At 37.4% G+C, this 13,981-nt stretch carries 13 protein-coding genes; 6 read left to right on the forward strand and 7 right to left on the reverse strand.

What is annotated here, in order from left to right; all coding sequences use genetic code 11:
- Positions 1 to 166 precede the first annotated feature (166 nt).
- Positions 167 to 2,011: a translational GTPase TypA gene (gene typA / locus ACZBKJ_RS04410; RefSeq protein WP_463199719.1), complete on the forward strand. Its 1,845-nt coding sequence runs from the start codon at positions 167 to 169 to the stop codon at positions 2,009 to 2,011.
- A 240-nt stretch (positions 2,012 to 2,251) separates the two neighbouring features.
- Positions 2,252 to 2,692 carry a large conductance mechanosensitive channel protein MscL gene (gene mscL, locus ACZBKJ_RS04415; protein ID WP_463199720.1) on the forward strand — a complete coding sequence of 147 codons (441 nt, stop codon included), beginning with the start codon at positions 2,252 to 2,254 and terminating at the stop codon, positions 2,690 to 2,692.
- Positions 2,693 to 2,741: 49 nt separating this feature from the next.
- Here the strand turns inward: mscL and ACZBKJ_RS04420 are convergent, their stop codons facing one another.
- Together ACZBKJ_RS04420 and thrS are read right to left on the reverse strand one after the other, a co-directional pair.
- On the reverse strand, positions 2,742 to 3,263 hold the full coding sequence (locus tag ACZBKJ_RS04420) for a hypothetical protein (protein WP_463199721.1): 522 nt from the start codon (positions 3,261 to 3,263) through the stop codon (positions 2,742 to 2,744).
- Between the two features lie 245 nt (positions 3,264 to 3,508).
- Positions 3,509 to 5,425, reverse strand: a complete 1,917-nt coding sequence (gene thrS, locus ACZBKJ_RS04425) for a threonine--tRNA ligase (RefSeq protein ID WP_463199722.1) — start codon at positions 5,423 to 5,425, stop codon at positions 3,509 to 3,511.
- A gap of 275 nt (positions 5,426 to 5,700) precedes the next feature.
- Here thrS and ACZBKJ_RS04430 point away from each other — a divergent pair, with 275 nt between their 5' ends.
- Genes ACZBKJ_RS04430 through ACZBKJ_RS04445 form a run of 4 tightly spaced genes read left to right on the forward strand, consistent with a single transcriptional unit; the run spans position 5,701 to position 9,280 of the window.
- Positions 5,701 to 6,627 (forward strand): metal ABC transporter substrate-binding protein, encoded by a 927-nt coding sequence (locus ACZBKJ_RS04430; protein ID WP_463199723.1) that lies wholly within the window; start codon positions 5,701 to 5,703, stop codon positions 6,625 to 6,627.
- A 10-nt stretch (positions 6,628 to 6,637) separates the two neighbouring features.
- Entirely contained in the window at positions 6,638 to 7,570 is a 933-nt protein-coding gene (locus ACZBKJ_RS04435) for a metal ABC transporter ATP-binding protein (protein WP_463199724.1), read from the forward strand.
- Positions 7,563 to 8,423, forward strand: coding sequence for a metal ABC transporter permease (locus ACZBKJ_RS04440; RefSeq protein ID WP_463199725.1), 861 nt, complete (start codon positions 7,563 to 7,565; stop codon positions 8,421 to 8,423). Before ACZBKJ_RS04435 ends, ACZBKJ_RS04440 begins: the two co-directional genes overlap by 8 nt.
- Positions 8,423 to 9,280, forward strand: coding sequence for a metal ABC transporter permease (locus ACZBKJ_RS04445; RefSeq protein WP_463199726.1), 858 nt, complete (start codon positions 8,423 to 8,425; stop codon positions 9,278 to 9,280). The genes ACZBKJ_RS04440 and ACZBKJ_RS04445 overlap by 1 nt, the downstream gene beginning before the upstream one ends.
- Here the strand turns inward: ACZBKJ_RS04445 and ACZBKJ_RS04450 are convergent.
- From ACZBKJ_RS04450 to minC, 5 genes are all read right to left on the reverse strand, one after another.
- Entirely contained in the window at positions 9,273 to 10,697 is a 1,425-nt protein-coding gene (locus ACZBKJ_RS04450; RefSeq protein WP_463199727.1) for an anthranilate synthase component I family protein, read from the reverse strand. The genes ACZBKJ_RS04445 and ACZBKJ_RS04450 overlap by 8 nt on opposite strands.
- Positions 10,698 to 10,753: 56 nt before the next feature.
- Positions 10,754 to 11,989: a beta-ketoacyl synthase N-terminal-like domain-containing protein gene (locus ACZBKJ_RS04455; protein ID WP_463199728.1), complete on the reverse strand. Its 1,236-nt coding sequence runs from the start codon at positions 11,987 to 11,989 to the stop codon at positions 10,754 to 10,756.
- 82 nt (positions 11,990 to 12,071) lie between these two features.
- Complete coding sequence (minE, locus tag ACZBKJ_RS04460) at positions 12,072 to 12,350, reverse strand: cell division topological specificity factor MinE (RefSeq protein WP_463199834.1); 279 nt, start codon at positions 12,348 to 12,350, stop codon at positions 12,072 to 12,074.
- A 5-nt stretch (positions 12,351 to 12,355) separates the two neighbouring features.
- Positions 12,356 to 13,171, reverse strand: a complete 816-nt coding sequence (gene minD / locus ACZBKJ_RS04465; RefSeq protein WP_463199729.1) for a septum site-determining protein MinD — start codon at positions 13,169 to 13,171, stop codon at positions 12,356 to 12,358.
- Between the two features lie 61 nt (positions 13,172 to 13,232).
- On the reverse strand, positions 13,233 to 13,976 hold the full coding sequence (minC, locus tag ACZBKJ_RS04470; protein WP_463199835.1) for a septum site-determining protein MinC: 744 nt from the start codon (positions 13,974 to 13,976) through the stop codon (positions 13,233 to 13,235).
- Positions 13,977 to 13,981: the final 5 nt, after the last annotated feature.

The raw sequence follows: 13,981 nt of genomic DNA on the forward strand, positions 1-13,981 counted from the left end.
CTTTTGCATTTTACTTGGGTTTTAACTAATGTATAAACGTAAAAAAGATATTTTATTCAAAAAGTTTTTTGTTATTTAAAAAAATAACATGATATAATTGGCAGCTTTTACACTTTCCAACAAAAGATATATTTATCAAAATACATCCTATTTTTATTGAGTTTTTATGTCAAACAACATTCAAAATTTGCGTAACATTGCTATTATTGCCCATGTCGACCATGGTAAAACGACTTTGGTGGATAAATTACTTCAACAATCGGGAGCTTTAGGGGAACGGGTTGGCGAAATAGAGCGAGTAATGGACTCTAATGCTCTTGAGAGTGAAAGAGGTATTACTATTCTTGCTAAAAATACAGCCATTACTTGGTTAGATAAGCGTACAAATATCACTTATCGTATTAATATTGTAGATACTCCCGGTCATGCTGATTTTGGTGGCGAAGTTGAACGAGTGATGTCTATGGTGGATTGTGTATTATTATTGGTGGACTCTCAAGAGGGCCCTATGCCACAAACTCGTTTTGTTACACAAAAAGCTTTTGCACGTGGATTAAAACCAATTGTTATTATCAATAAAATTGATAAACCTTCAGCCCGAGCAGATTGGGTAATTGATCAAGTATTTGACTTATTTGATAATTTAGATGCTAGTGATGAACAACTTGATTTTCCAATAGTTTATGCTTCGGGCATTAATGGTATTGCGGGACGAGAACCTGACCAATTAGCTGAAGATATGACCCCTTTGTTTGAAACCATTGTTGATATTGTTGAACCACCTAAAGTTGATATTGATGGTGCATTTCAGATGCAAATTTCAAGCTTGGATTACAATAGTTTTGTTGGTGTGATTGGAGTTGGTCGCATTCAAAGGGGTCAAGTTAAAACCAATACACCAGTAGTAGTAATTGATAAAGACGGTAATACAAGAAATGGTCGTATTTTAAAAATTATGGGTTATCATGGACTTGAGCGTGTTGATGTGGATTCTGCTCAGGCGGGCGATATTGTTTGTATTACTGGCATTGATAATTTAAATATTTCAGACACTGTATGTGATCCAAAGGCAGTAGAAGCCTTACCAGCTTTATCAGTTGATGAACCAACAGTTTCTATGACCTTTCAGGTGAATGACAGTCCTTTTGCAGGACGTGAGGGTAAATTTGTAACCTCACGTAATATTCGTGAGCGACTTGGTCGCGAATTGATTCATAATGTGGCTTTACGTGTTGAGGATACAGACAGTCCTGACCGCTTTAAAGTTTCTGGGCGTGGTGAACTGCATTTATCAGTTTTGATTGAAAATATGCGTCGCGAAGGTTTTGAGTTGGGTGTCTCTCGACCAGAAGTGATTATGAAGGAAATTGATGGCGTTATTCATGAACCTTATGAAAATGTAACTTTTGATGTAGAGGAACAACACCAGGGCGCTGTAATGGAGCAGATGGGCAATCGCAAAGGTGAATTGACCAATATGGAAGTGGATGGAAAAGGTCGAATTCGCATCGAGGCAATCGTGCCATCGCGTGGCTTGATTGGTTTTCGCTCAGAATTTTTAACCATGACTTCAGGCACTGGCATTATGACCTCAAGTTTCTCACATTATGGTCCAACCAAAGAAGGTACTGTTGCTAAGCGTCAAAATGGCGTACTGATTTCTATGGTTACAGGAACTTGTTTGGGCTACGCCTTATTTAGTTTGCAAGAGCGTGGAAGACTCTTTGCTAAACCGCAACTTGAGGTTTATGAAGGCATGATTGTTGGGATTAATTCACGTGGTGATGATATGGTGGTTAATCCAACCAAAGCCAAACAATTGACCAATATTCGTGCATCTGGCTCTGATGATGCGATTATTTTAACTCCTGCTTTGGAATATACACTTGAGCAAGCTTTAGAATTTATTGAAGATGATGAACTTGTGGAGGTTACCCCAAAATCCATTCGTATTCGTAAACGTTATTTAACTGAAAACGACCGTAAGCGCCATAGTCGTAAAAAAGACTAGGTCGATTTAGTAAAATTAAAAACCACAATGAATTAATCATTGTGGTTTAATTGAATGCTTTATCAAGATTAATAATTGCAATGAAGTTGTGTTTATTTACAATAAATTACTCAACTAACAAAAAACCAAACTCAGCCTATTTTTATTGGTTGTTTTTTCGGATGAAATACACTAAAATGGCAACAATTTGGTAATAATAACCATTTTAATTATAACAAAATCTTAATATTGAGATATTTTATGAGTATTGCACAAGAATTTAAAGAGTTTGCATTAAAGGGCAATGTGATGGATTTGGCTGTCGGTGTTATTATCGGTGGCGCTTTTGGTAAGATTACCACGTCTTTGGTGGAAGATGTGATTATGCCTGTTATTTCTGCAATTATGGGCGGTCGAATTGATTTTAAAAATATGTTTATTACTTTAGGTAAAGTGCCAGATGGTACTGAAATGACTTATGAGGCATTAAAAGCTGCTGGTGTACCAATGCTTGCCTATGGTAATTTTATCACTATTGTGATTAATTTTGTTATCTTAGCATTTATTGTATTTATGCTTGTTAAAACCATGAATAAAATGCGTAAAGCCGAAGAAGCTCCAGCTGCCCCAGAAGCTCCGCCTGCTCCATCTGAAGAAGTGCTTTTACTGCGTGAGATTAGTGCAAAATTAGATAAAAAATAAGTAATATTAAAAAAATCCCATCTTTAGGTGGGATTTTTATTTGACAAAACTAAGGCAAAGCGATATTTTTTTCAAATAATTTTAAAGTTACCACCTTGCCAGATAAAGATTGAGTTGAAAAACGGTAGGTCTTTTTGGTAGCAGCATTTTTTAAAACTGTAACATCAGCAGAATCGCCATCAACCAGTAATGAAGTAGTAAAGCCTTGATTATCAACCAAATAAAAATTGCGAGCATGATACAGATTGGTTAATCGCACAATTTTATCTGTTTTATTTCTAAATACAAGTGTAAATTCATAACCACCCGCTTTAGCTTGACCAGACTCAACTTGAATATCTAAATAATTATGATAGTTGCCGTCAGCAATAACGATTGCCCCATCAGGGCTTGTCGTAGATGTGCGACCTGTATCCATGCCTTTTTGTACGCCCGTTAAGACGTCTTTGGTACCACTGACGATTTTTGCGGTAGTTTTTGATGCCCACTGCGTGAGTTTAGATTCGCCAGCATACACATGATTAAATGATGATACTAATAAAGCTAAAAACGCAATACTGTATTTTTTCATAATATCTCCAAATATTTAAAACCTTAATATTGCCTTAAAAATCAGCAATCATATAAAATAATTATGTTGTAATAAACAAAATAATTTTAAAGGGTATAATAAAAAAAATCAATATTAATAATAGGTTAGAAATTAAACATCATATTAATGCAGTTTAACATGACACTATTTTATTAAAATAAATAAAACCACTTATCTGAAAATAAGCGGTTTTATCGGATAATTTAGACTGATTTTTAGTGTGATTAGATGAGCCGACCTTTTTGAGAGATGGCTTGATTTAATAACTGACTAAATTCTGTCAAACTCATGGTGCCTAAGTTCTCACCTTCACGAGTACGCACATTGACTGTGCCATCTGTCATTTCTTTATCACCAACAACAAGCATAAACGGGATACGCTCCAAAGTGCGTTCACGGATTTTAAAACCAATTTTTTCATTACGCAAATCAGTGATGGCGCGGAAATTTTGCGCTTTTAGAGTATTAACAATATCTTGACAATAACCAGCCTGTTTGTCAGTAATGTTCATCACAACAACTTGGGTTGGAGCAAGCCAAGCTGGCATAAATCCAGCGTAGTGCTCAATCAACATGCCAATAAAGCGCTCAAACGACCCTAAAATTGCACGATGAAGCATCACAGGACGTTCTTTATCGCCATTTTCATTAATAAAATCAGCATCTAAGCGCTCTGGTAAGTTAAAATCAAGCTGGAGTGTACCACACTGCCACATGCGACCTAAACAGTCTTTTAGACTAAACTCAATTTTAGGACCATAAAACGCTCCTTCACCTTCTTGAAGTTCCCATGCAAGCCCTGCATCATCCAAAGCATCGGCAAGACCTTTTTCAGCGGCATCCCACAACTCATCAGCACCGACTCTTTTTTCTGGACGAGTGGAAAGTTTCATGACCACATCATCAAAACCAAAATCTTTATAGACATTTAAAGTTAATTGAATAAAGTTTTGCGCTTCTTCTTTGATTTGGGCATTGGTGCAAAAAATATGAGCATCATCTTGAGTAAAACCGCGTACTCGCATGATACCATGAAGAGAACCTGATGGTTCATTGCGATGGCACGAACCAAATTCAGCAAGACGAAGTGGTAAATCGCGATAGGATTTTAAGCCTTGGTTGAATACTTGCACATGACAAGGGCAATTCATTGGCTTAATGGCATAATCCCGACTTTCACTATGGGTTGTAAACATATTTTCAGCATAATTTTCCCAATGCCCTGATTTTTCCCATAAACTTCTATCTACGATTTGTGGAGTTTTGATTTCAAGATAGCCATTATCTTTTTGGATTTGGCGCATGTATTGCTCTAAAACTTGCCAGATTGTCCAGCCGTTTGGATGCCAAAAGACCATGCCTGGCGCCTGTTCTTGTAAATGAAATAAGTCCAGTGCTTTACCAATTTTACGATGGTCACGTTTTTCAGCTTCTTCGATGCGTTTGATGTATTCATTCAATTGCTTTTTATCTGCCCAAGCAGTGCCATAGATGCGCTGAAGTTGTTCATTTTTGGCATCACCACGCCAGTACGCTCCACTGATTTTGGTCAGTTTAAATGATTTTAAGAAGCGAGTATTAGGTACGTGCGGTCCTCGGCACATATCAATATATTCTTGGTGATAATAAAGCCCCATAGCAGTTTCATTTGGCATATCATCAATCAAGCGCAGTTTATAATCTTCGCCACGTGCTTGAAACACAGCAATCACCTCATCGCGAGGCGTCATTTTTTTAATAACATCATAATCTTGATTAATCAGTTCCACCATACGCGCTTCAATGGCAGCCATGTCTTCAGGTGTAAATGGTTTTGGGCTGTAGATATCGTAATAAAAACCATCTTCAATCACAGGTCCAATCACCATTTTAACATCAGGATACAGTTGTTTTACCGCATGACCTAATAGATGAGCGCAAGAATGACGGATGATTTCCACGCCTTCTGCGTCTTTTGGTGTGATGATTTGTACGTGAGCGTCTTGGGTAATGGGGTCACAAGCGTCTTTTAACTGACCATTGACACGTCCAGCAACAGTTGCTTTGGCAAGACCTGCTCCAATACTTTGAGCGATTTCCATTACAGTTGTTGCGCCATCAAAATGTTTTATATTACCATCTGGTAAAGTAATTGCGACCATAATAAATCCTTTGGTGTAAGTCTAGCCAAACACCATAACAAAATAATCAATATAAAAATTCATTATATTACCATAATATTGATAAAAAATGTTTGGATTAACAAGGTGTTTATCAATTTTATTAATCAGTGCATTATTTATTTCGCATTAGAAATATTAAATGGATTTTGTTATACTGTTACTATTGACTTTTTAATTGATAATGAGTATCATTTTCAATTAAAAGTAAACCATATTGATTTATGGTTATATTGAGTTGTTTTAAGGAAAAGGCGATGAAGTTTTTAACATTATTTTTGGCTTGTATTGGTATTTGTTGGGCGATTTCAGGTTGTAACAAACCGCAAGAAACAACCCAAAATACAGCTCAAACCACTAAAAATGAGAAGTTTACTGTAGTAACCACCTTTACCGTGATTGCTGACATTGCTCAAAATGTTGCGGGCGATAAAGCGGTTGTAGAATCCATCACCAAAGCAGGGGCGGAGATTCATGATTATGAGCCAACCCCACAAGACATTGCTAAAGTGCAAAAAGCAGATTTGATTTTGTGGAATGGGCTGAATCTAGAGCGTTGGTTTGAAAAATTTTACCAAGATGCTAAAGATGTACCTGCAGTGGTGGTTACAGAAGGCATTACACCCATCAACATCAAAGAAGGTTCTTATAAGGATATGCCAAATCCGCATGCTTGGATGTCGCCATCTAATGCATTGATTTATGTAGAAAATATTAAAAATGCCTTGATAAAATATGACCCCGAGCACAAAGATGATTACATCAAAAATGCTCAAATTTACAGTGATAAAATTAAAGCATTAGACAAACCACTGCGCGAAAAACTGGATAAAATTCCAGCTGATAAACGCTGGTTGGTTACCAGTGAAGGGGCGTTTAGCTATTTGGCACAAGATTATAACCTAAAAGAAGCTTACTTGTGGCCTATCAATGCAGAGCAGCAAGGTTCGCCCAAACAGGTTAAAGATTTAATTGATGTAGTGCGCACCAATAAAATTCCTGTAGTATTTAGTGAAAGTACAATCTCAGATAAACCTGCCAAACAAGTTGCCAAAGAAACAGGGGCAAAATATGGTGGTGTGCTTTATGTGGATTCGTTGTCTGAGAAAGATGGCGCTGTACCAACTTATTTAGATTTATTAAATACCTCTGTTTCTACCGTTGTAAAAGGTTTTGAAGAATAAAGGTTTGATGATGAGTTTACCAACTACCATTGAAATCCATAATGTTACAGTACGTTATAATAACGGACATACTGCATTACACGATGTTAATGTTGCGCTTTATGGCGGCACAACTTGTGCTTTGGTGGGAGTGAATGGTAGTGGTAAATCCACCTTATTTAAAGTGATTATGGGGCTTGTAAAACCGCAGACAGGTGAGATTGTTTTGTGTGGATTGCCTATCAATCAAGCTTTAAAACAAAATTTGATTTCTTATGTTCCCCAAAGTGAAGAAGTGGACTGGCAATTTCCTGTGTCAGTTTATGATGTGGTAATGATGGGGCGTTATGGCTATATGAATTTTTTGCGCATCGCAAGGGAGCAAGATAAACAAAAAGTTGCCGAAGCAATGGCGCGGGTGGATATTAGCCATCTAAAAAACCGTCAAATTAGTGAACTATCAGGCGGTCAAAAAAAGCGCGTTTTTTTAGCGCGAGCATTAGCCCAAGAAAGTAAAATCATTTTATTGGATGAGCCTTTTACGGGAGTGGATGTTAAAACTGAAAAAGCTATTATGGATTTATTGGATGAACTGCGTAATTTGGGTCATTTAATTTTAATCTCTACCCACAATCTAGGAACAATTCCAGAATTTTGTGACCAAGTGGTTATGATTGACCGTACGATTTTGGCGGCAGGAAGCACTCAAAGTACTTTTACCCAAGCCAATCTTGAAAAAGTTTTTGGCGGTGTTTTGCGCCAGATTCGTTTGGCAGGTAAAGATTTGCATGATGACGACGACCATCGAGCGGTTACGATTTTGGCAGATGATGAAGTGCCAGCAGTGTTTTATGGTGTTCATGATGTCAAAAACCACAATCACAACACACCCATCAAGGTTGGCGGACAGCAAAATATGAATCAGCGTAAATTTATACCCAAGGAAGCTGTCAAAGATGATTGAAGTTTTGCTTGAGCCTTTTATATACAACTACATGGTAAAAGCGATTTTATTAAGCGCTTGTGTGGGCGGTGTATGCGCTTTTTTGTCAGCGTATTTGATGCTAAAGGGCTGGTCATTGATTGGCGATGCATTGTCTCACGCAGTTGTGCCGGGCGTAGCGATTGCTTATGCTTTGGGCTTGCCTTATGCAGTGGGCGCATTTTTTTCAGGAATTTTAGCAGCCTTGGCAATTTTATGGATAAAATCGATTACCAAACTGCGTGAAGATGCCATTATTGGGTTTATTTTTACCACATTTTTTGCATTGGGTCTATTTATTATTTCACTAAACCCAACTTCAGTTAATGTACAAGAAATTATTTTTGGTAATATTTTGGGCATCGCTGATGATGATGTTTGGCAAGTTGGCATAATTATGCTAATTTCTTTTATTTTTTTGCTGGTATACAACAAAGATTTGTTGCTGGTTTTTTTTGATGAAGTTCATGCCAAATCAATTGGGCTATCACCAAGATTGTATCAGATACTTTTTTTTAGTTTGTTAAGTGCTTGTGTGGTTGCAGCACTGCAAACTGTAGGGGCAATTTTGGTTATTGCTATGGTAATTACACCTGGAGCAACTGCATATCAGCTCACGGACAAATTCCGCTCTTTGTTATGGATTGCAGGCTTTTTGGGCGTAGTTACCAGCGCTTTGGGTACTTATATCAGTTATTATTTAGATGGAGCGACAGGCGGGGTAATTGTTACCTTGCAAACTTTACTATTTCTTTTAGCTTTTTTGTTTTCGCCTAAATATGGCTTGTTAAAACAATATCAAAAAAGACAAGTCAAACAAAAAATGGTCTTATAATGACGTCTATAATCAATTGGATTTCCGAACCTTTAAGTCATGTTTTTATGCAAAATGCACTGATGGCCGCCTTATCTATTAGTGTGGTATGTGCAATTTTATCGTGTTATGTGGTGTTAAAGGGATGGTCTTTAATGGGAGATGCAATTTCACACGCGGTATTTCCAGGCGTTGTGGTAGCTGTTTTGCTTGGTATCCCCATAGCCTTAGGGGCGTTTGTTGCAGGACTTTTTTGCGCAATGTCTGTGGGTTATCTAAAAAATCATACCCGCTTAAAAGAAGATACACTGATGGGTGTTGTGTTTGCTGGTATGTTTGCTGTTGGGTTGGTGATTTTTACAAAACTAGACACCAGTCAACACTTAAAACATATTTTATTCGGCAATCTTTTGGGTATTAGTCAAGAGATGTTGTGGCAGACTTTGCTGATTTGTGCGCTGATTTTGATAGTGATGTTGATTAAAAAGCAAGATTTATTATTATACTGTTTTGACCCAAGCCATGCTCGTGTTTCTGGATTGTCCTTAAATTTTTTACATTATGGACTTTTGATATTGCTTTCAGCAACCATTGTGATGGCAATTCAGGCTGTTGGGGTGATTTTGGTGGTGGCGATGTTAATCTCTCCGGGTATTACCAGCTTTATGTTGTGCAAACGCTTTAATTCCATGTTGCTGTTGGCAATCATTACCGCTTGCCTTTCAAGTTTTTTGGGCGTGATTGTCAGTTACTATTTGGATTCAGCAACAGGTTCAACCATTGTGTTGTTGCAAGCGTTATTTTTTGTAATTGCCATTGTGTTTGAAAAGGCTCGTTGTACATTTTTCGCTGAAAAAATATTCAATAAATCTAAATAGCATTTGGGGTTTGTAATACCTCCAATATTGCGTTAATTTTATCAAAACATTCCTGATATTCATCATCTTGTTTGGATTTAATGGTAATGCCGCCACCTGCCCAAAGGCTTACAGTATGATGATGGGCTTGTAGGGTGCGAATCAGAACATTCCATTGACCTGTTCCATCAAAATTCATATAACCCAGCGTTCCACAATACGCCCCACGACTGCTTTTTTCCAATTCAAAAATAATTTCGCAAGCTCTTTTTTTTGGCGCTCCTGTGATGGAACCTGCTGGCAGACTACCAAAAAGTACCTCAAAACTGCTCACATCTTCTTTTAAAGTTGCAGTGATGGTGCTTACCATATGATGAACATTATAAAAACTTTCAATTTCAAACCGTTTAGGGGTTTTTACAGAACCAATTTTGGCGTATTTTCCCAAATCATTTCTTAATAAATCCACAATCATTAAATTTTCACTAATATCTTTTTGACTGTTTTGTAATTCGTCTTTTAAGAGTTTGTCTTTAATAATATCATTATCTCGCGGGCGTGTGCCTTTAATGGGTTTGGTTATAATGATGGTTTGATTGTTTTGTTTTTTAAAAGTAAAAAATAATTCTGGTGACATGGACAATAATTCAAAATCATCAATTAATAAATAACCAGCAAAAGGAGCATTAATTTTTTGGATAAGGTTGGGTAGGTAATGATAAAGTTTTTGCTGTAATTTTCCTTGCCATAGTTGAGTTAAATTAATTTGATAAGTATCACCCGCCATTAGATAATTTTGGGTTTGATAAAATGCTTTTTGATATTCATTTTTTTGCCAAAGTGGATTTAATTGACAAGGTTTAATTAGGTTAAAATAAGAATTGTGTTTTGGGTGAATTATTTTTAAAATACATTGATAAATTTTTTCAATAAAATCATCATCACCAAAATAATCAACCAGCACCAGTCCCATTTTTGCTTTTTTAAGATAAATATCATAATGACCTAAATAAGCACTGGGCTGACTTTGTTTGGTGCTAATAGTAAAATTTAATGCGTTGGCACTAATATCATAACCAATAAATCCCATTAATCCATGACAATAGTTATTTTGTGAGGTGTCATCGTTATCTGTTTTATTAATAACGTTTTGCTTATGATTTTGTATGTTATTTTGATAATGGATAATTTCTTTTAACCAATTATCATAGGTGGTTTGGTTTTTATTTAATAAAATATTGAAATTGTTTCTGATTTTTTGATGACTATCGAAGCTTGAAGAATTAGGGTAAAGTGTCCAAGATAGTTTTGGTAAAATCCCAAGTACAGGATTGTTATGATTATTTAAAAAACAAGGTTGCCAATTAGGATAAAATTGACCAATTAACCTGGTCAATTGAGTGATTGATAAATCGGTCTGAATAAAAATTTGCTTCATAAAAAAATTATAATAAAACCCCAATAACGGCGATTGGGGTTTGGTAAAACGAAGAATTATGGTGTGAATTTTTTAATAATCAATGCGGCATTTGTGCCCCCAAAACCAAAACTATTGCTCATGATGGTGTTGAGTTTGGTAGAACGAGTTTGAGTAACAATGTCAAAATCTTTGGCATTTTCGTCAAGCTCATGAACATTGATATTTGGAGCAATAAAATCATGATTCATCATCAAAAGACAATAAATGAGCTCTTGAGCACCAACCGCACCTAAACTGTGTCCCGTCATTGATTTGGTTGAGCTGATGGGCGGTGTATTGTCTTTGCCACCAAATGCTTCAGCAATGGCATTTAGTTCAGTAATATCGCCAAGTGGTGTGCTGGTGCCATGACTATTGACATAATCAACACGTTCAAGACCTGCTTGATTTAGAGCGATTTTCATGCAGCGAACCGCGCCTTCACCACTAGGGGCAACCATTTCAGCGCCATCCGAGGTTGCGCCGTAGCCAACAATTTCAGCTAAAATTGTTGCTCCACGCGCCAAAGCACTGTCTAAACTTTCAACAACCACCATGCCACCACCGCCAGCAATGACAAAGCCATCACGAGTTTTATCGTAGGGACGACTGGCTGTTTGTGGTGTGTCATTATATTGGGTACTCATTGCGCCCATTGCATCAAACATACAAGATTGTGTCCAATGTTCGGCTTCTCCACCGCCAGCCAGTACAATATCAGCCTTGCCCAACATAATCAATTCGGCAGCATGACCAATGCAATGACTAGATGTTGCGCAAGCACTGGAGATAGAATAGCTAATACCTTTAATTTTTAGCCCTGTTGCTAAAGTTGCTGAAACGGTACTACTCATGGTTTTGGGAACTGCCATTGCCCCAACTCCGCGAAGCCCTTTAGTGCGCATATTATCCACTGAAGTTGAAACATCAAAAGTAGAAGCGCCACCCGAACCTGCCACGACTGCCACACGCGTATTGCCAGCAATGTCATCTAAAGTGAAACCCGCCTGCTTGAGTGCTTGCAATGAGCTTAAATAAGCAAATAAACTGGCTTCACTCATAAAACGTTTTAGTTTGCGGTCAATTGCAGAAGTATCTAAGTTTGTGGTATCAATGCTGCCTGATACTTGGGATTTAAAACCTTGGTCGGCGTAACTTTGGTTAAAAATAATGCCAGATTTTCCATCAAAGAGTGCATCTTTAACACTCTGTAAATCATTCCCAAGGCAAGAGACAATACCCGCTCCTGTAATCACCACTCTTTTTTGCATGTGTTTATCCAATTGGTTAAAATTATTTAGATTATAACAAAAAAGCCGCCCGACACCAAAACTTCTGAATAAAAGGCATTGATTAATCTCTGCGTTCAGGTAGATTGACGTTCATCTCTAGAATATCCATATTATCTTCTTGGCGCTGCTGAATGTCCACATCGTCTTTTTGTACGCCTTGGATATATTTATTAACTACTTCCAAAATCTCTTGCTTCATCTCTTCTACACGTTCAGCTGATAGGCGCATATTGAGTCTGTGATTGGTGGCAACAATGACTTTTAAGCGGTCTTTAGCGATATCAGCGCTGCTTTGGGTTTTTTCTTGATTGTCTCCAAACAATTTAAACATAGATTTCATCATAATCATCCACCAAATAACTTAGCAAAAAAGCCTTTTTTCTTAACGTCAATATGGCGCAAAGGGCGGTCTTCTCCCAAAAAACGCGCAACAATATCATCATAACATTGACCAGCTGCCGATTCTTTATAAAAAATTACAGGTTTTCCACAGTTAGATGCTTCCAAAACGGCATTACTTTCTGGTACAACTCCAATCAGATGCACTCGTAAAATATCATTGGCAATGTCGTCAATACCCATCATTTCTTTCTTTTCAACACGCTCAGGGTTGTAACGGGCAATGATTAAATGCTCTTTAACCTGTTTACCTTCTTTTGCTTTTTTGGTTTCAGATTGTAAAATACCAATAATGCGGTCAGAATCACGCACGCTAGAGACTTCAGGATTGGTAACAATTAAAGCTTCATCGGCATGGTACATTGCAAGTTTGGCACCGCGTTCAATGCCAGCAGGACTGTCACAAATGATGTATTCAAAACCCAAATCCTCAGAAAGTTCACGCATCACTTGAGCAACACCTTCATCAGTTAGTGCATCTTTATCACGAGTTTGCGATGCAGGCAGGATAAATAAATTTTCCAGTTCTTTGTCTTTAACCAAAGCTTGGGGTAGGGTGGTATTACCCGAAATAACATCAATAAAATCATATACAATTCGGTTTTCACAGCCCATAATTAAATCTAAATTGCGCAGACCAACGTCAAAATCAATCACGACTGTTTTATGACCACGCATAGCAAGACCTGCCCCAAAAGAGGCGCTGGTGGTGGTTTTGCCAACCCCGCCTTTACCTGAAGTTACGACAATGATTTTTGCCACAAAGATACTCCTAACATAAAAATTATTGAAATTTAAAAAAATGATAAAATGGCAATTTGGGTTAATTTTCCATTAGAGTAAAAGCCAGCCCTTCTTTTTCGTCATAACTAACTTGTACTGCTTTATCGATAAATATTTCGGGAATATCATCACGCAAACAATATGTACCAGCCACTGATACCAAAGATGGGTTAAAGCGCTGGCAAAAAATACGCGCTTTTTTGTCGCCCGTTGCTCCTGCAACCAGTCGTCCAAACCCGCGCCCATAAACGTGTAAATTGCTATCAGTAATGGCTTCAGCACCCCAGTTTACACCCCCAAGAATGACCAAATCTCCTCCTAAGTGTTGAAAACTTTGTCCTGAACGCAACATACCATCACAAATACAGCTGTTTAAACCATCTTGGTCATTATTCATTACTCGCACAGATGTGTTTTTAGTGGGTGTGTCTAAATTATCTTGACTGGGGGTTTCATTAATGGCAATTGAATCAGCTGACTTTTCGGGTTTTAACGTCTCAATTCTTTGACCATCTGCTGGAAGTATTGCCAGGCGCATCTTAATGGCTTGTTCACTCAAAACGCCATCAATTACACCAATTGGCTGAATGCCTAGCGCCCACAGCATGTCTACCAAATTTACCAAGTCTAAATCAACTGAGCTGTCAATCACAACAGGAACTGAACCTGTGGATTTTTTTAAGAAAGTAGCGACCTCATGATGAATTTGCACAAGATTGTCGGTATTAATTTTTAAGCGACTAAACGCCAACATTTTTCCAAATAAAGCAATGGCTTTCATAATATATT

This window comes from Moraxella sp. I5G (genome assembly GCF_055193055.1).